Source organism: Bacillus sp. FJAT-26390, assembly GCF_001682865.1.
Taxonomy (GTDB): Bacteria; Bacillota; Bacilli; order Paenibacillales; family Paenibacillaceae; genus Pristimantibacillus.
The window spans coordinates 158,046-176,466 of sequence record NZ_MAQX01000002.1; the positions used below are offsets into that span (position 1 = coordinate 158,046).

Annotated in this window: 17 protein-coding genes; 6 read left to right on the top strand and 11 right to left on the bottom strand. The window is 50.7% G+C overall.

The genetic code is table 11. The features are described from left to right. Positions 1–2: 2 nt before the first annotated feature. Together A7975_RS09100 and A7975_RS09105 are read right to left on the bottom strand one after the other, a co-directional pair. Positions 3–1,001: a phosphotransferase enzyme family protein gene (locus tag A7975_RS09100; RefSeq protein ID WP_065384970.1), complete on the bottom strand. Its 999-nt coding sequence runs from the start codon at positions 999–1,001 to the stop codon at positions 3–5. Positions 1,002–1,314: 313 nt separating this feature from the next. Continuing rightward, positions 1,315–1,872, bottom strand: coding sequence for a GbsR/MarR family transcriptional regulator (locus A7975_RS09105; protein WP_065384971.1), 558 nt, complete (start codon positions 1,870–1,872; stop codon positions 1,315–1,317). A 240-nt stretch (positions 1,873–2,112) separates the two neighbouring features. Between A7975_RS09105 and A7975_RS09110 the strand changes: the two genes are divergently transcribed. The 3 genes from A7975_RS09110 to A7975_RS09120 all read left to right on the top strand — a co-directional run bounded on the left by A7975_RS09110 (position 2,113) and on the right by A7975_RS09120 (position 5,083). Further along, positions 2,113–3,321 (top strand): quaternary amine ABC transporter ATP-binding protein, encoded by a 1,209-nt coding sequence (locus tag A7975_RS09110; RefSeq protein WP_065384972.1) that lies wholly within the window; start codon positions 2,113–2,115, stop codon positions 3,319–3,321. Continuing rightward, the gene (locus A7975_RS09115) at positions 3,308–4,144 is read left to right on the top strand and encodes an ABC transporter permease (protein ID WP_065384973.1); all 837 of its coding nucleotides are present in this window, start codon (positions 3,308–3,310) and stop codon (positions 4,142–4,144) included. Before A7975_RS09110 ends, A7975_RS09115 begins: the two co-directional genes overlap by 14 nt. A 69-nt stretch (positions 4,145–4,213) precedes the next feature. Further along, a complete protein-coding gene (locus A7975_RS09120) occupies positions 4,214–5,083 on the top strand; it encodes a glycine betaine ABC transporter substrate-binding protein (protein WP_255314231.1) in 870 nt (289 codons plus the stop codon). A 72-nt stretch (positions 5,084–5,155) separates the two neighbouring features. On the opposite strand, the gene A7975_RS09125 is transcribed toward A7975_RS09120, so the two are convergent. The 8 genes from A7975_RS09125 to A7975_RS09160 all read right to left on the bottom strand — a co-directional run bounded on the left by A7975_RS09125 (position 5,156) and on the right by A7975_RS09160 (position 14,933). Beyond that, the gene (locus A7975_RS09125; protein WP_053374369.1) at positions 5,156–6,256 is read right to left on the bottom strand and encodes a Gfo/Idh/MocA family protein; all 1,101 of its coding nucleotides are present in this window, start codon (positions 6,254–6,256) and stop codon (positions 5,156–5,158) included. Between the two features lie 47 nt (positions 6,257–6,303). Next, positions 6,304–7,026, bottom strand: coding sequence for a ThuA domain-containing protein (locus tag A7975_RS09130; RefSeq protein WP_065384974.1), 723 nt, complete (start codon positions 7,024–7,026; stop codon positions 6,304–6,306). A gap of 46 nt (positions 7,027–7,072) precedes the next feature. Next, entirely contained in the window at positions 7,073–8,236 is a 1,164-nt protein-coding gene (locus A7975_RS09135; RefSeq protein WP_053374367.1) for a Gfo/Idh/MocA family protein, read from the bottom strand. Between the two features lie 68 nt (positions 8,237–8,304). After that, positions 8,305–9,345 carry a LacI family DNA-binding transcriptional regulator gene (locus A7975_RS09140; RefSeq protein WP_065384975.1) on the bottom strand — a complete coding sequence of 347 codons (1,041 nt, stop codon included), beginning with the start codon at positions 9,343–9,345 and terminating at the stop codon, positions 8,305–8,307. Between the two features lie 206 nt (positions 9,346–9,551). Next, on the bottom strand, positions 9,552–10,619 hold the full coding sequence (locus A7975_RS09145) for an undecaprenyldiphospho-muramoylpentapeptide beta-N-acetylglucosaminyltransferase (RefSeq protein WP_065384976.1): 1,068 nt from the start codon (positions 10,617–10,619) through the stop codon (positions 9,552–9,554). 158 nt (positions 10,620–10,777) lie between these two features. Next, a complete protein-coding gene (locus tag A7975_RS09150; protein WP_053374364.1) occupies positions 10,778–12,364 on the bottom strand; it encodes a peptide chain release factor 3 in 1,587 nt (528 codons plus the stop codon). Positions 12,365–12,403: 39 nt separating this feature from the next. Next, positions 12,404–13,960 (bottom strand): glucose-6-phosphate dehydrogenase, encoded by a 1,557-nt coding sequence (gene zwf / locus A7975_RS09155; RefSeq protein ID WP_053374363.1) that lies wholly within the window; start codon positions 13,958–13,960, stop codon positions 12,404–12,406. Between the two features lie 139 nt (positions 13,961–14,099). Next, complete coding sequence (locus tag A7975_RS09160) at positions 14,100–14,933, bottom strand: YwmB family TATA-box binding protein (protein WP_065384977.1); 834 nt, start codon at positions 14,931–14,933, stop codon at positions 14,100–14,102. Positions 14,934–15,047: 114 nt separating this feature from the next. Between A7975_RS09160 and A7975_RS09165 the strand changes: the two genes are divergently transcribed. Continuing rightward, positions 15,048–15,425 carry a hypothetical protein gene (locus A7975_RS09165; protein WP_065384978.1) on the top strand — a complete coding sequence of 126 codons (378 nt, stop codon included), beginning with the start codon at positions 15,048–15,050 and terminating at the stop codon, positions 15,423–15,425. Between the two features lie 143 nt (positions 15,426–15,568). Beyond that, the gene (locus tag A7975_RS09170; protein WP_065384979.1) at positions 15,569–16,246 is read left to right on the top strand and encodes a hypothetical protein; all 678 of its coding nucleotides are present in this window, start codon (positions 15,569–15,571) and stop codon (positions 16,244–16,246) included. Positions 16,247–16,394: 148 nt separating this feature from the next. On the opposite strand, the gene A7975_RS09175 is transcribed toward A7975_RS09170, so the two are convergent. Next, positions 16,395–17,894: a molybdopterin molybdotransferase MoeA gene (locus A7975_RS09175; protein ID WP_255314232.1), complete on the bottom strand. Its 1,500-nt coding sequence runs from the start codon at positions 17,892–17,894 to the stop codon at positions 16,395–16,397. On the opposite strand from A7975_RS09175, the gene mobB reads away from it, so the two are divergent. Continuing rightward, positions 17,893–18,420, top strand: a complete 528-nt coding sequence (gene mobB, locus A7975_RS09180; RefSeq protein ID WP_065384980.1) for a molybdopterin-guanine dinucleotide biosynthesis protein B — start codon at positions 17,893–17,895, stop codon at positions 18,418–18,420. The genes A7975_RS09175 and mobB overlap by 2 nt on opposite strands. Position 18,421: the final 1 nt, after the last annotated feature.

Genomic DNA, 18,421 nt, shown 5'->3' on the forward strand with positions numbered 1-18,421 from the left:
AATCATCCTTCCGCACTTGCCGCAAACGCCGCTCTGCTCTTATCCATGAACCCCTTCAGCTTAACCCTTAAGCTATCTAGCCGCTCCCCAACATCAGAGGCTGAAAGCTCTTCGACCGAGCGCAGCAGCTTCGCAAATCCGAGAAGCTCATCGATCCGCTCAAATAGCTTCATCTGGCCCAGCATATCTTCAGAAAGTTCCGTTTCCTGCTTATACCCGTTCATGAATGCCATCACGCGATAGTCGCTCAAATCGATTCCATCATCCGACAGATCACCAAGCGCATACGCAATATCAGCCGCATACCAATGCATACAACAATCGTCAAAATCAAGAATTCCGATTTCTCCGTCCTTCCACCGATGATTGTCCAGCTCAAAATCATAATGGATCAAGCCGTAATTGCTGTTATCCATAGGAAGCTCTTCTGCCTGCTTCATGCAGCGCATAAGTTCCGACCTAGCTGCCTTCTCTTCAGCAGGCAAAACATCCAGCGCGTGCTCTAACAGCTCCCTCCAGCTAGGGCGGGACGCCGTAAGCTGTTCTGGCGCACTCTTCATAGCCTCATGCAGCTGTCCAAGAGCGCTTCCCCAATCATAAAACTGCTTCTCATCCAGCTCATCCAGCTCAAGATGCTCGCCAGGCATCGCTTCAAATACGACGGCATGATAGGTACCGAGCTCACTTTCAACCGTCTCGATAAATTGCCCATTCGTAGACATAACCGGCTGCGCCGTCTTAAGCCTTCTCTTACCCATATAAAGAACCACGTCGAGCTCAGACTTAATCATAGCAAGCTCTCTTTCCGATGCCACGTTAAACCGCAGGTAAAATTCACAGCCCTCACGCCGAAAAATAAATACAAAGTTAGCGCTGGCACGCCAGAAAAATACCGTTCCCTCATCGTAGCCCCAGCGCTCCAAAATCTGATTCGCAAGCGGGCTTCTCCAGCCGCCATCCACCGTATCCAACACTGTTCTCATTGTGCTTAACTTCATCATAGGCAAAAACTCCGTTTTTCATTTGGGTGAAACGGTTGCCCCGCACATCGCTAAGAACAGCAAAAAAACCGCAGGAAATAACGCTCCCGCGGCTTTGCAGCAAAACAAAATAAAAGTCTAGGCATACCTGCGCCTAGACCTCGCTTTATCCTGCTGTCATCGGACTTCCGACCTTAGGAGTGAGGGGCAACGAAATGAATGTGTAACGACTGTATTCCGGTTTCCGTTCATCATCGTATTTTGCTCACTCCCTTCGGCATTTGTTATCGCTATTATAGCCTGCCGGCCATCATTTGTAAATATTTTCCTTACGCTATTCCTCTTGCGGTATAAAGTTATAAATATCTCCGCTCTCAAAGGAATCGATTAAACGATCCAGCCATCTATAATACTTTAAAGCCTCTTCAAGCTTTTGCGTATCATTCTCAAGCACCTCAAGAAACGCTTGATCGCCCTCGTACTGCTGCTTAAGCGCATCGATTTCCTTCATGGAACGCTTTAAGGCGCTCATGTTCTGCTCGGCTGCCTTCCTCCATTTAATAGAGAAAAAATCCGTGAAATTTTGATGCCAATTCGGCTCGACCTCGTACAAATCTTTTCTTGAGCCCTTGCCCCATACTTTATTTATCATCTTCAAGTCATGCAGCGTACGCATGCCCGTACTCATGGACGTTTTGCTCATGCCCATCGTCTGGCTCATCTCATCTAGTGTAACCGGCTCACGATTAAAGTACATATTCCCGTATAAATGACCAATAGATAACGTGATGCCGTACAAATCCATGTTCTCACCAATTGATTCAATCACCCGGCGACGCGTGTTTTGCAGCTTTGTGAGCTGCTCTTCCGTTAATGCTGCAAGTTCATTCATGTCGTTCCTCCTGAGGAGTGTCGTTCCCCTATCAATCCTACATCAATTATTGTAATCAAATGGCTGTCCATATGTAAAGAAAGCTTTTGGGTTGAAAAAGGGAGTTATCAAGAGTATACCGTATGTAAAGTACGTAAAGTTATAACTGTACAAAGTATACGGAGACTCACGCCTTTTGACCTTTACAATGATAACCAACTAGACTTATGGGAGTCGAAATATTCCACAAGGGGGCACAACATGGCGATTATAGAAGCCAAGAGGCTAACCAAGATTTTCGGAGCCGATCCGAAAAAGGCGATCCCGCTGCTGGATAAAGGATGGTCTAAAGAAAAGATTTTTGCAGAAACGAAGCTTACTGTTGGGGTCAACCAAGCTAGTTTCTCCATTGAAGCAGGACAAATATTTGTTATTATGGGCTTGTCCGGCAGCGGCAAGTCAACACTTGTTCGCCTGCTTAACCGATTAATTGAGCCAACGCTCGGCCAAGTGCTGTTTAATGGGACGGATGTGCTTCGCATGTCACCTGAGCAGCTTCGGAAGTTTAGAAGAAAAAATGTAGGCATGGTTTTTCAAAAGTTCGCGTTGTTTCCGCATCGCACCGTCATTCAAAATATTGAATACGGACTAGAGGTGCAGGGCATCGACAAGAAAAAACGCAGAGAAATGGCAATGAATTCGCTGGAGCTTGTTGGCTTGAAGGGCTGGGAGAACAGCTACCCTGACCAATTAAGCGGCGGCATGCAGCAGCGTGTAGGCCTTGCAAGAGGGCTTGCCAACGATCCCGATGTTCTGCTTATGGACGAAGCATTCAGCGCGCTTGATCCGCTTATTCGGAAGGATATGCAGGATGAGCTGCTAGAGCTCCAATCTAAAATGAAAAAAACGATCGTATTTATTACGCATGATCTGAACGAAGCACTTCGTATCGGCGATCAAATCGCGTTGATGAAGGACGGCAGCATCGTTCAAATCGGATCTCCAGAGGAAATATTGATGCAGCCTGCCAACAAATACGTTGAACGGTTCGTCGAGGATGTAGATCTATCCAAAGTATTTACAGCTTCGCATGTTATGATCAAACCCGAGACGATCACGATCGAAAAGGGTCCACGCGTTGCTTTGCAATTTATGAGAGACCGCGGTGTCTCAAGTCTCTACGTCGTTGACAAAGGCATGCGGCTGCTAGGCGTAATTACGGCCGAGGACGCAGCTAACGCCATTAAAAACGGATTAAAGCTTGAAGAAGTAATGGAGCGTGAAGCGCCTTCCGCCCTTCCGGACACTCTGCTTAATGAATTGTTTGAATTAATGAGCAATTCGAAATTCCCCGTATCCATCATTGATGACAAAGGACGCCTGAAGGGCATCGTCATCAAAGGCGCAGTTCTGGCCGCATTAGCCGGAAATACCGTACTAGAGGCTGGTGATCGTAATGAATCTGCCTAAAATCCCATTAGCTGACTGGATCGAATGGCTCGAATCATGGCTCGAAGCTCATTTGGACCCGTTCTTCCAATTAATCCGTACCGTCGTTGGCGAAACCGTAAACGGACTGGATACAGCGCTCAACTTTTTTCCTGCGCTAGTGTTAATTCTTATATTCACTTTTTTAGCGTGGTACATTGGCAAGTGGAAAATGGCTTTATTTACACTTATCGGACTGCTTATAATCGAAAATCTCGGCTTATGGAGCCAAACGATGCAGACGCTAGCGCTCGTTTTAACCGCGGCCTTCATATCGGTGTTAATCGGCGTTCCAGTAGGCATATTATGCGCCCGCAACGCCACCGTCCAAAAAATCGTTACGCCTGTGCTTGATTTCATGCAGACGATGCCAGCATTCGTTTACTTGCTGCCTGCCGTTACCTTCTTCTCGCTCGGCGTAGTTCCTGGCGTCATCTCATCGATCATATTCGCGATACCGCCAACGATTCGTCTGACGAACCTCGGCATTCGCCAGGTGCCTGAAGAATTAGTGGAAGCAGCGGATGCCTTTGGCTCAACGCCAATGCAAAAGCTGTTTAAGCTTCAGCTTCCTATTGCTATGCCGACCATTATGGCTGGTATCAATCAGACCATTATGCTTTCGCTCTCAATGGTCGTAATCGCCTCTATGATCGGGGCGCAAGGCGTTGGCGCATACGTTTATCGCGCCGTTACGCAGGGGAATACCGGTGTCGGCTTTGAAGCCGGCCTTGCCATCGTTATATTAGCGATTATTTTGGATCGCCTGACGCAGCAGGTCATTCGCAAAAGCAAAACGACTTAAATGGTTATAAAAAAATGAATAATTGGAATTCGCAGCTTGCTTGCTGTGCAAACTTTAAGGAGTGATTTTTTGAATTTCAAAAAAATGAGTATCATTGTAGCAGCCGTTATGGCATTTGCACTGGTGGCCGGATGCTCCTCTTCCGGCGGAAGCAGCAACAAAAAAGTGACGCTTGCTTATGTCGCTTGGGATTCCGAGATTGCAAGCACCTATGTCGTAAAAGAAGTGCTTGAGCAAAAGCTTAATTACAACGTTGAACTGATGCAGGTTGACGCTGGTCCGATGTGGGCCGGTATTTCCGATGGCAGCGCGGATGCAATGGTAGCTGCTTGGCTGCCTACGACGCATGCTTCCTATGTTACGAAGTATAACGGCAAATACGATGATCTAGGACCTAACCTTGAAGGTACAAAAATCGGTCTTGTCGTTCCAAAATATATGGATGTTAACAGCATTGAGGAGCTGACCGATGTGGTTGGCGATACGGTGGACCATACCATTATCGGCATCGAGCCGGGCGCCGGCCTTATGATGTCGACAGAGAAAGTAATGGATGAGTACAAGCTGCGGGACAAATGGACGCTGCTCGAAAGCTCCTCCGCCGCGATGACGAAGCAGCTTGAGAAAGCTTATGCGAACAAAGAGCCGATCGTTGTTACAGGCTGGACGCCGCACTGGATGTTTGCCAAGATGGATCTCAAATATTTGGCAGACCCCAAAAATGTATACGGCGGCGACGAGCAAATTCATACGATCGCGCGTAAAGGGCTTAAGGACGATCAACCGGAAGCTTTCGCTTTCCTAGATCAGTTTAACTGGACGCCGGACGATATGGCAGCTGTCATGATTAAAATTCAAGAAGGCGAGACGCCTGAAGCAGCAGCCAAAGCATGGGTTGAACAAAATGCAGATAAAGTTGCAGCTTGGATTAAAGCCTAACCATAAGAAAAAGCAGAGCGATTTCCGCTCTGCTTTTTTTTGCTATCAACAGCTATTTTTCTTTCTCTTCGTTTAATCCAAACAATAAGGCTGCAAGCCAAGCGGCAGCGGTGCCGGACGTTCACAAGTGCTTTTCATCACATAATGCGCGCCTTGCTCCGATGCGTCATGGAAGCCATGCATCGCTTCAAGCACATGATACGCAAGCTCGCCGTTCGCGCGGTGCTTGCGGCCGGTTTGAATCGCTTTGGCCATATCGGCTGCGCCTACGCCGCGTGCGTTTTCTGTATAGCCGTAAGCTAGCGGAATATCCGACCATTCGTTCGAGCCCGCTCGCCAAATTTTGATTTGTCCGCCAAAGCCGTTCGGATCTGGAACAAGCAGCGTGCCTGCACTGCCGTATACTTCGATGCGTGGCAGCATAGAGCCGCCTTTCACGTCAAAGCTAGTCAGCAGCGTTCCGATCGGACCGGATGCAAAATCCATCACGCCTGCGATATGCGTCGGTACTTCTACTTTTACCTGCTGACCATACTTCGGCTTGCTTGTAATCGTCCTCTCCGGAAAGGAGATGCGTGCCGAGCCGGTTACGCGGGTAATAGGTCCAAGCAGCGCAACGAGTGCGGTTAAATAATAGGGTCCCATATCAAACATTGGGCCGCCGCCTTTTTGGTAATAAAACTCGGGAGCTGGATGCCAGGATTCATGCCCGCCGCAGACCATGAATGCAGTTGCGCCGATTGGCGTGCCGATCCAGCCATCCTCCAGCAGCTTAATGCTCGTCTGAATGCCGCCGCCAAGGAAGGTATCCGGCGCGCTTCCGACATAAAGACCTTTTTTTGCCGCAAGCTCCAGCACCTGCTGAGCCTCCTCGCGCGTTACGGCAAAAGGCTTCTCCACGTATACATGCTTGCCTGCCTCAAGAGCCTGCAAGCAAACCGAAGCATGCGCCTGCGGGATGGTCAGATTAATAATCATTTGAATATCCGGGTCAGCGAGCAGCTCCTCTACCGAGCAGCCGCGAACGCCAAATTCCTCGCCTTTCGCTCTTGCCCGTTCCACATCCAAATCCGCGCAAGCGACTACCTGAAGCGCATCGAAGCGATTGCCATTTTCAAAATAAATGCCGCTAATATTACCCGTTCCAATAATGCCTGCTTTAATTTTGTCCATTTTCGCCCATCCCTCGTCCCATATCCTATTCATTTTATAATTCCGTTTTAAAGCTGATTATCTGCCATGCCGCTATAAGCCGAAGCTTTAGCACCCGCCTCTAACGCTTTAGCCTTGCCTTCCGCACACCATAAGAAGCCGCGTCGCATAAGCTCCTTAACGGTTGGAATATCGATAATATTAGCCTGATGGCCAAGCGAGTTATAATAAACGCGTCCAACGCCCCAGCGCTTCGTCCATACAACCGGCATATCCACCGCTTTATTAAGCGAATGAGGTCCAGGCGACAGCGGGAAACGTGTAGTCGCGAGCACTTCGACCGCAGGGTCTACATGCAAATAATATTGCTCGGAGCTTACGACAAAATCTTCGATGCCTTCAGTAAGCGAGCTTGACGAGTTATTTATGTTAACCGTATATTCAAGGCCGTCATTGCCCGGATGCGCAACCCATTGGCCCCCGGTCATAAACTGCCAATCCACGTTTTCACGGAATGCGTCGCACATGCCGCCATGGCAGCCAGCAAGACCTACGCCGCTTTGAACGGCTGCTGATACGTTATCAACGAGTTGCTGCTCTATTCGTGCCATCGTCCACACCGGTACGATTAGATCAAGCCCTAGCAGCTTCTCCGCGTCCGCGAACGCCTCAAGCGTATCGGATACCTCTACCTCAAAGTCTTCTGCAGCCAGCACCTCGCGAAAAATTTCGGCTACTTCCTTAGGCTGATGTCCATCCCAGCCGCCCCATACGATCAAAGCTTTTTTCATTGCTTTTCCCTACCTCTCCGTTGCTCATCTTCATTCATTGCTTCTCTTACGATAGTTCGCTTATTGCAACCCAGCGGCGTTCTGCAATCGAGCGATCAACCGCCTCGAGCACCTCTTGGCATTTCACGCCATCTACAAAGTTAGGAACGGGCTGGCGATCCTCAGCGAACGCCTGCATCAGCTCGTGGACCTCATGCGTGAACGTATGCTCGTAACCGATCGTATGACCCGCCGGCCACCAAGCATCCATGTAAGCATGCGATGGGTCCGTAGCAAGGACGCGGCGGAAGCCCTGAACATCCTCGGCATCATCGGTAAAATAAACCTGAAGTTCATTCATCCGCTCAAAATCAAATTTGATGCTTCCTTTGCTGCCGTTAATTTCAAAAGCATTCGTGCAGCGATGACCGGCTGCAAAGCGAGTTGCCTCGAAGCTGCCGAGCGCGCCATTCGCAAATCGAGTCATGAACAATGTCGCATCATCAACCGTTACCTGGCCGCGTGGACCGTCCTCGCTCCCTTTGGCGCTAAGTCCCGTCATAGCAGCAGCGATCGGCCGCTCCTTGATGAACGTCTCGTTCATTCCGATTACCTCGTTGAACTCGCCGACAAGGAAGCGTGCCATGTCAATCAAATGCGCCCCAAGGTCGCCATGGGAGCCGGAGCCTGCAATTTCTTTCTGAAGGCGCCACACGAGCGGAAAGCTCGGGTCAATGATCCAATCCTGAAGAAACACGGCGCGGAAATGGTAGATTTCGCCGATACGGCCATCCGAAATAAGCTTTTTCGCCAGCTGAACGGCGGGTGCGAATCGGTAGTTGAAGCCAACCATATGCTTCACGCCAGCCGCCTCCGCCGCTTCAAGCATTTCACGCGAATCCTCAAGCGTCAGCGCGAGCGGCTTCTCACAGAACAAATGCTTGCCTGCGGCTGCCGCAGCGAGCGCGATTTCCTTATGAGCATCGCTTGGCGCATTAATATCGATCAAATCGATGTCGTCGCGTTTCACGAGCTCCCTCCAATCGGTTTCCGAGCTTTCCCAGCCGAACTGCGCCCGCGCTTGCTCCAGCCCCTCTGGATCGCGACCGCAGATCGCCTTCATCTCCGGCTTAATCGAATTCGGAAAAAACATCGGAAGCGCGCGATAAGCATTGCTATGCGCCTTGCCCATAAATTTATAGCCGACCATGCCAACTCTTACTTTATCCATAGAAACCCGCCTCTCACAAGCGTAAACGGCTAGCGTTCCGCGATTGAATTTTTATGCCAAAAAACGGCTTAATCATTGCTTTTTTTAAGTTGGGATGTCTCCCTTTGAACCAAATTTACAGGCAGCACGTCCCGTGCCGGTTCGGCTTCGTCCTTATTTTGAGCCGTATCAAGCAGCCTCGCGGCTGCAAGCTTGCCCATTTCATAAAAAGGAACCGCTACCGTCGTCAGGCTCGGACTAATAATACGCGAGCCATCGGAGTCATCATACCCAACTAACGCGTAATGCTGGCCTGCCTCAAGCTCCAGCTCCCGCAAGCCCTGCATCAAGCCTATTGCCATCCGATCGTTGGCACCAAATACCGCATCGATGGAGCCTGCACGTATCAGCTGAGCTAGCTGACCCGCAAGCTCATAGCCGCTCTTGCGGCTGTAATTGCCCATGAATACATGCTCTCGCTCAAACGCTATGCCGGCTTCCTCCAATGCTTCCTTATAGCCTTCGAGCCTATCTGCGCTATTGGAATACTGCTGCGGGCCGTTTACGAACGCAATGCTGCGGCTGCCATACTCGATCAGATGCTTCACTGCAGCTTTACTCCCTGCTACATGATCCGCATCCACCGTCCGATACGACTCCTCGTCATACCGCTGGTTCACAAGGCAGAAGGGAAAGCCTCCAGCCTTCAGCTCCGCAAGGGCAGCACGTTCTTCCGGCACGTTTTGGGAGCCGAGCACGATACAAGCGTCAATCTTTTGCGTTCGAAAAAGCTTCGCGTAGTCTCTTACCTCATCCGGCTCCCGGAAGATCAGCAGCAGGTCATAACCGCAGCGCTTCGCCGTCTCGCCGATTCCGCTTAAAATTTCCGAGAAATAGTAAGTGGAGAACAAGTGAACCTTCGGCACAAACGGAAGCACAACGCCGATATTGCCGCTCTTCCTCCGGGCAAATTGCTGCGCGAGCGCATTCGGGACATACCCAAGCTCTGCAGCAGCCTGCAATACGCGCTCGCGCGTATCGTCCTTCATCGGGCCAACATTGTTCAACACTCTGGATACAGTTGCCTCCGAGACACCTGCCAGCTTCGCTACTTCTTTCCTGCTAATGATCGTTTTCCTCCTGAAAAGCTAATATGCTAAACATCATTTCCGTTTAATGTACACGCGTACATTATGGCATGAAAACGTTTTATCGTCAACCGGCTTGCAGAGACTTTTTTCCAAAAGGCTGCCAGCCATCCAAAAAGGTGATCCGGAACGTTTGAAGCCACGCTCTGGATCGCCTTGTTATTACTTGCTATCGCATATAAGTAACCTTACTTCTTCGCAATTTCATTGATCCACTCAAAAACGGATGCTAACGCATTCGCTTCCTCGCTCATGTTCATCCGCTCGATAAAATCTTTACGGTTATCGTACAGTCGTTCAACGCTCTCCGTCAGCGTGCCGGCTGTCAGCTTCTCTTCGTACAATACGTCGGCATAACCCGATTTTTCAAACGACTGCGCGTTTAAAATTTGATCGCCCCTGCTCTGCTCCTTCGTGAGCGGGATAAGCAGCATCGGCTTCTTCAAGGAGAGAAATTCAAAGATAGAATTAGAGCCCGCACGGGAAATGACTAGATCCGTCATCGCTAGCACATCCGGCAACTGCTCATTCACATATTCAAATTGCTTGTAGCCAGCGATATCGATCGAAGGATCAACTTGATTTTTGCCGCATAGATGCACGACCTGAAATTTTTTCGTAAGTGCGGTCAGCGCTTGCCTTACCGTCTGATTGATTTTGCGCGCGCCTAAGCTTCCGCCCATGATCAGAATAACCGGCTTGCTCCTCGTAAATCCGCAAAAAGCTCTGCCGCGATCAGCGTTGCCCTGCTTCACTTCCTCGCGTATGACCGCTCCCACATGCCGGCTCTTGTCTGCCTTCAGCATGCTTCCCGTCTCCGGGAAGGTCGTACACACGCCGGTCGCGAACGGAATCGACAAACGATTGGCGAGCCCAGGCGTTAAATCAGACTCGTGAATGAGCAGCGGCACCCTGTTTAACCATGCCCCAATGACGACCGGTACAGATACGAAGCCGCCTTTGGAGAAGATGACATTCGGTTTATTCCGCTTAATGATCCGGTACGCCTGATAAAGCCCTTTTACCACCTTGAACGGATCCTTGATGTTCTGAATGTCCATGTACCTTCTCAGCTTGCCTGTCGCGATCGGAAAATATGTGACCTGCGGAATCGTTGCGATAAGCTGCCGCTCGATACCGCTCTCCGACCCGATATATTGGACTGACCAGCCCTCTTCCAAAAATCGCGGGATCAAGGCCAAATTTACGGTAACGTGTCCGGCTGAGCCTCCCCCGGTGAACATGATTGTTTTCATGAATGACTAGCCACCTATCGTTTTTTATCCATTTATTATACGGGTAAAGATTCGTTTTAGCACTGAAATTCAAGTCTTCGGAAACAAAAGCATCCTCAGCTGCAAGCGCTGCTGCGCCATTGGCTGAGGATGCTTTCTGCTTGCCTATATCCCAATCCTTAAGGCGCGGTTTCCAGAAACTTAGATGTTGGGTTTTTGTCAATTGCCGTACGCATCGCATACTCGTTCTCGAACAAGACGACATAATTGCCCTTCTTGTCCTTCACGAGCGTCGTATTAATACGGAATTTGCTAGGATCGATTTTATCGTCAACGATCCACCGCGCAAATTGGAACTGCATGCGATGCAGCTGAATATCTACGCCGTACTCCGCTTTCATCCGGTGCTCGAACACCTCGAATTGCAAATGACCGACAACGCCGAGAATCGTCTCGTCGAAGTTGCCCGTGGAATGGAACACCTGAATGGTGCCTTCCTCTGTAAGCTGATCGATGCCCTTCTGGTATTGCTTATGCTTGAGCGCGTTTTTGACGGTTACTTTTGCGAAAATTTCCGGCGAGAACGTCGGCAGCTCATCGAACACGACCTCTCCGCCCTGCGACAAGGAATCGCCGATGCGGAAGATACCCGGATCGAATAGCCCGATAATGTCCCCTGGGTAAGCCGTATCCACGATATCGCGATCCTGCGCTAGAAATTGCTGCGGCTGCGCCAGCTTAATATCTTTGCCGTTGCGAACATGGCGAACGCTCATGCCCCTCTCGAATTTGCCGGAGCAAATACGGAGGAAAGCAATCCGGTCGCGATGCGCCGGGTTCATATTGGCTTGAATTTTGAACACATAACCAGTGAATTTCTCATTCGTCGGATCAACTTGGCCCGTCGTGCTATTGCGCGGGGTTGGCTTAGGAGCCAGCTGCAGGAAGTTCTCAAGAAACGTCTGCACGCCAAAGTTGTTAACTGCGCTTCCGAAGAAAAGAGGCGTGAGCTCGCCGGCTTGCACCTTCTCGAAATCGAATTGGTCGCCTGCAACGTCAAGCAGCTCCAGATCTCCGATAAGCTGATCGGTCAAATAATCGCCAGCCATCTCACGGATCACTGGATCGTTATAATCGCTCACAGGACGAACTTCAATCGTGGAATGGTCATTGCCTTGGAACAGCTCAACCTGCGTTTTCATCCGGTCATAAACGCCGCAAAGCTCGCGTCCCATGCCGATCGGCCAGTTCATTGGCACTGCGCGAATGCCAAGCACCCGCTCCAGCTCCTCCATTAATTCAAATGGGCTTTGCCCTTCGCGGTCCAGCTTGTTGATAAACGTAAAGATAGGAATGCCGCGCTTGCGGCAAACTTGGAACAGCTTGATCGTCTGTGCCTCCACACCTTTTGCAACGTCGATAAGCATGACGGCGCTGTCGGCTGCGGTAAGCGTACGGTAAGTGTCCTCACTAAAATCTTGGTGACCAGGCGTATCGAGAATGTTGACGCGGTGTCCCAAATAATCGAACTGCATAACGCTGGACGTTACCGAGATCCCCCGCTGCTTCTCAATTTCCATCCAGTCGGACGTGGCGTGACGGCTCGCTTTGCGCGCCTTGACTGACCCAGCAAGCCGAATGGCTCCTCCGAATAGGAGGAGCTTCTCGGTGAGGGTTGTTTTCCCTGCATCAGGGTGAGAGATAATCGCGAACGTGCGGCGTTTATCAACTTCCTGTTTAATTTCTTCGCTTAACGATTGGCTCATGCTTGCCTTCCCTTCATTACGTAAGGTATACGGCAGCGGCTATTTTCCGCTGTTCGACACCCAAATGACGTTATCTTCCTCTTGGCCGTTAACCGGCCACCAATGGAAGCCATCTTCTCCAAGCAGCTGATTCGCTGCATCCGGACCCCAAGATCCAGCTGGATATAGCTTCAAATCACTTTTCTCTTCGCGCCAAGCCTGCGCGATGCGATCTACGAACGCCCATGCTTGAGAAACCTCGTCCCAACGCGTAAAGTACGTGGAATCACCGCGTGCTGCATCGTGAATGAGACGCTCATAGGCTTCAGGCGTGTTCAACCCGATTTGGCAGCTTTGGCAGAACTCCATCGCTACCGGTTGAACCGAATTGTTCTCGCCCGGCGTTTTTGCGTTTACTTTAATATATATGCCCTCAAGCGGGTTTACGCGAATAACGAGCAGGTTCGGCGCCAAATCATGGCGCTGTGCGAACAATACATTTTGCGGCATCGATTTGAATTCGATTACGATTTCAGTCGTTTTTACCGGTAGACGTTTGCCCGTTCTAATGTAGAAAGGCACGCCCGCCCAGCGGAAGTTATCGACAAATACTTTTGCTGCAAAATAGGTTTCCGTTGTGGAATCCTCGCCAACCGAATCCTCTTGGCGGTAGCCAGGAAGCTCCTTGCCGTGATGGCTGCCTTCGCTATATTGTCCGCGGACTACGTTCGAGCGTACTTCATCGCTAGAACGGTAGTTGCGCAGGGAACGAAGCACCTTAACCTTCTCATCGCGAATATCTTCGCCGTGCAAGCGGCTTGGCGGCTCCATGGCGATCATCGTAAGCATTTGCAGCATATGGTTTTGGCCCATGTCGCGTAATGCTCCCGATTTGTCATAATAGCCACCGCGATCCTCTACGCCAACGGTTTCGGATAACGTAATTTGAACGTTCGCAATATGGTTATTATTCCACAATGGCTCAAAAAAAGCATTAGCAAAACGAATAACTTGAATATTTTGAACCATTTCCTTGCCTAGGTAGTGGTCAATGCGGTAAATTTCTTCTTCTTTGAACACTTGGTTAATTTGCTCGTTCAGCTTCTGCGCAGACGGCAGATCGTAGCCGAAAGGCTTCTCGATGACGACGCGGTGCCAGCCCGTAGACTCTAGCAGCCCACCGTCGCGAAGGTTGAAGGAAACCGGACCGAACAATGAAGGTGCAAGTGCCAAATAGAATAGGCGGTTGCCCGGAATGTTAAACTTCACATCCAGCTGCTCGGACAATTTGCTAAGCTCGCGGAAGCCTTCCACATCGTTGATATCCAGTGACATGTAAACGAAATGCTCTGCAAAACGATTCCAAAGCTCGGCATCGTCCGCTTTGTAGCGACAAAATTCCACAATGGATTCGTACAAGTCCGCACGGAATTGCTCATTTGTTCGAGGGCGTCTAGCAAGACCCACAACGGCAAAATTTTCAGACAGCTTACCTTCTTTATATAAACTGAACAGGGCTGGAAACAGCTTGCGCCGAGCCAAATCGCCCGTTGCTCCGAACAGATAATAAACTGCGCCTTCTGCGGAGACGGAATCTAGATTATTCGTATATGTCATTTGCCTCATTCTTTCCCTATGTATTTTTATACAGTTTCACATGATATGTAGTTTAGCATATAGTTCTTTAATTCGCTATTCAACATGTCATAAAAAATACTGATAAGATACGTTACTTATTCTAATTCCGATTTGGCTGTTAGGGGCTTTCTGCCTTGGAAACGCTGTATTCTCCGGTAATGACAGGTATTCCGATCGCCAATTCCGTATTATCTGAATTTGTATCCTTATGCAAGGCGATTTGAAAATTTGCCGATTTCCCATTTTCGACAACAATGGCGGAGTGAAGCATCCGGGTATAAAAGGTTTCGCTGATCGTTCCCCCATCCTCATAGCGGTCAACCGATCTGGCATCCGTAAGCCTCGTTAGCCGCTGAATCGTCTGCTCATGATCCGTATACCCTTGAACCTTCATGCTGCTAGTGAACGCCGGAGAGAACAGGACAAGCTGCCCCGAAATATCCGCAGTCGCTTGAAGCAGCTTTTTCGGATCAAGCGGCTGTGAACCGCCTGTCTCAAGCACCACCATCAGCTCTTCGTTGCGGCTGTCGCTCTTGACGAGGCTGATCGTTAATTTTCCGCTGTATTTAGGCAGGGCGCCTGTGACCGTTTTCCCTTCATTTTGCTCAATCTTATCGCTTGCGATCCCTTTCTCATCCACAAAAAGGTTCTGTACAAGCTCCTTCATTGATCCGACCTTACTCGTTGCATTCCATCTTATGCTCCAGCTCGCTCCCTGCGAGCCGCTTCTAAGCTGATCATCGCTCCACTCCCAGAGTGCCTTCAAATCATGCTGAAGCACCTGTTCCGCGGAGGTCGTATCCCTTGGAGCGCGGTCCGCTTGCCATATCGCCCATGACGCGCTTATTAATATAACTAGCAGCGCTAGCAGGATGCCGGCTTTCGTCTGCTTAGCTCGCTGCTTGGCTGTTAGCCGCTGTTTTTTGGGTACCGATTTTGCCGGAATGTACATGATTTTTCGCTCCTGTCCTCTTCCGAATGGGTAAACATCCATACACGTTTGCCTGTAGGTGAATACACTGGTTGCAGGATTGATTCATCTTATCCTTTTGGAGGTGCTTGGCGAATGGAACAAATTTATCCGCTGCACGAGGAAGTGGTTAATCGTTTTTGCGGATATCCGGTAGGCGTAATTATGAAAGACGGCACGCGCCATGTAGGCATACTAAGCTCCTGCGGCAGCGGTAAATTGCAGCTTAATGCAGAGGCTGGCGGCATGGAGGCTAGCGTAACTCAATCACAAGCACAATCGCAGGTTTCAAAAAAGAAAAAAGGCGGTAAAGGTAAAACAGAAGAAGCGCTTCAGTCATCCGGAAAATCCAAGCTGCAAACGCAGGCCTATCCCTATGATCCCTATTACTACGGGCCGCAGCCTTATTATCCATGGGGCGGTGCGCTGGCACTTGATTTCGCGCTAGTCGCATTTCTATTTTTGTTGCTTTAAAACAAGCGAAGCGGCGGGCCCGGCGCAGAGCAGCCGCTTTTTTTATTTCATTAATCCGATAGCTGACAGCTTTCGCCAGTTTTTTTGGTTACGGTATAGTATGCTCACGCTAAACTATCCTTCAAGCCAGAGAGGAGATCATAATGAGCACATCCATACGCTCCATTCGGAGCATCGATCGAACAAACGCATACACGCCGGTACAAGCTGTAAGTCCGTATGCTTATTACCCTTATCGCGACGGCGAGCCGCAGCAGCCTCCAGAACAGGACTATGATTTGCATCGAATTTATCAGAAAGCCGCTAGTAGCGCAGCTGACTGGTTGCAAATGGCTAAGCAAGCCCAATCTCATATCGATCAACTCACAGTGCGGCTAAGCGACCAGTTGAATAACGGCCTTCCGATTGCGGATAGTTTAACGAGCCTTGCAAAAATGCTCCAGCAGCTGGAATCGCAATACAAGCAGCATGACGATGCTTTAAAGCCTGAGCTTTGGGCTAGCATAGAGCTGGCCCTGCGAGCCCCCGCTGCCAGGGAGCTTGGCCTATGGCGAAGCAAACGCGGGGATGAAGAGGCTTATATGAATTGGTCGAAGCCGCTTGCCCCAGATGAGTCTAAGCGAATGAAGCAGCTTTTGCTCGGGGCGGACGGTATGCTAAGCGATTTGAAGCATGCGCTCACCTACGCTGAGCAGCAGAAGCCGATTGATCTGCTCCAGCCGCAGCTAGGCGCTACGCTGCCGTATTCCGCTTATTACGGGGCGATGCAAGCCTACTGGCCGCTTCCCTATGCCGGATTGATTTTAAATCGATATATTTAAGGTAAAGCTGATAAAAGGCTTTGGCGAATCAGCGGCAGTCGCAGGCTTTTCCCAGGACAATGCTGCATTCATTCTATATTCGGTTTCCTCGCATGCATATCCTGCCAAATAAAATGATATTTCCCAATTACCTTTCATAAATCTCGCTTCATGGAATGAGGACAACTTCGATGAGTTCACCCGCTTCAGCTCCCTTTGAGCCGGAGGGGATGACCGCTAGTCCTTCCGCATCGGCAATAGAAGCCATCATGCTCGATTTGGAGAAGGCTAACGGATCAGCAAGCAAACGCCCCTCCGAATCGTTGATCAAGCGGGCGCGGACATAGCGGACATGCGGGCTTGGCTTGTCTATCGCAGTCAGCAGCCTCGCCCTAACCGTTCTTGGCAGCGCCTCTTTGGCGCCTTGCATGCTGATCAGCGCTGGCCGAACAAATAGCTCAAAGCCTACGAAGCAAGCTCCCGGATTGCCTGACAAGGCAAAAAGCAGCTTTCCTCCTACAACGGCAGCCGATGTCGGGCTGCCCGGTCTCATCGCTACGCGGTCGAATAAAATTTTATTTTGCCTTTCATTAATTGGAGCAGGGGCTGACGAGGCGCTGTTCGCACTTGAGCGAGTTTGCAGCGGCTCCGCCAAGCTACCCTTTTTCAGGGAGTGGAGCAGCTCTGACATCACATCAAAGTCACCTACGGAGACGCCTCCGGTCGTGATGATCAGGTCTGCGCGCTCGCGTACGCTTGAGAGAGCGGCTTCAACCGCGCCAAGCTCATCGGGCAGCGAGCCGCATAGAATCGGCTCAGCTCCGCTTTGCTCTACCATGGCCGCGACCATATAGCTGTTGCTGTCGCGGATTTGCCCCGGCGCCAGCGACGCCGCAACCGGCAGCAATTCGCTGCCGGTCGCGAATACCGCTACGCGCGGCCGCTTTTGCACCGCCACCTCGGCATAGCCGAAGGTGCCGAGCAGCGCAACATGGCCCGGCCGCACAACTGTGCCGGGCACTGCAAGCACGCTCCCGCGGCGGAATTCCTCGCCGCGGGGCGCGATGTGCTGGCCGGCCAAGCCGGCGTGCTTGATCAGCACCGCCGGCGAGCCATCGTCCAGCATGGCTTCCGCGGTCTGCTCAAGCATCACGACCGCGTCAGCCCCCTCGGGCACAGCCGCGCCTGTCATGATGCGCACGGCAGTGCCCTTCTTCACGGCCGCGAGGGCGAGCCCGCCCGCCGCGACCGAATCAACGACGCGCAGCGTCGCCGGCTGCTCCGGCGACGCTGCCGCGATATCTGCTGCGCGCACGGCATAGCCGTCGAGGCCCGAGCGCGCGAAGGGCGGCCAATCGCTTGACGCCACTATCGTCTGCGCAAGCCTGCGGCCGCCGCTAGCCTGCAGCGGCACAAGCTCGCTGCCTAGCTGCAGACCTTCCGCAGCAGCAAGCACACGCTGCTGCGCTTCTCCAACCATCACGGCCTTCCGATTAAATCGGCCGGCCCGCTCGCTCCCGCCCGTCATCCCAACGCCACTCTCCTTCCCCATTACAATCACCGCTCCTATCGCCGCCAGATCATCCGGCAGCTTATTCAGCATCCATTTTACAATGTATGTTAAACTATTGGCAATTAACGTCACCGAACGCGCGAAGGAGCTTGCCATGCAATCATCATCAGTAAGCCAACAATTGATTGTCCAAATCATTGGATACAAAAACACCGGCAAAACCACTTTGGTTTGCCGGTTGACAGAACGCTTTAAGCAAGCGGGTTATACAGTTGGAACCATTAAGCGCGATGCGCATCATTTTCAAATCGATAAGCCCGGAACCGATACTTGGAAGCACCAAGCAGCCGGGGCAGACATAACCGCTATTACTTCATCCAAAAGCACGGCAATTATGAAGGCATACTCCGAATCGCTTGAGCAGCTTATAGCGCAAATGCCCGAAGCCGATGTCGTACTCGTCGAAGGCTTTAAAGATGCAGACTATCCCAAAATCATTATGATTCGATCAGAAGCGGATCATGAACTCTTTAAAATAGCAAAAAACAAGATTGTTGCCGCACTCTGGCCCGAAGCAAGCCTCCCTGCACTAACGGGCGAATCCATCCATGGAATAGCTGTCGATCAGATCGAAGAGCTGTTCCAAACCCTACTAACAATCCCCACATATTTGAAGAGCTAAT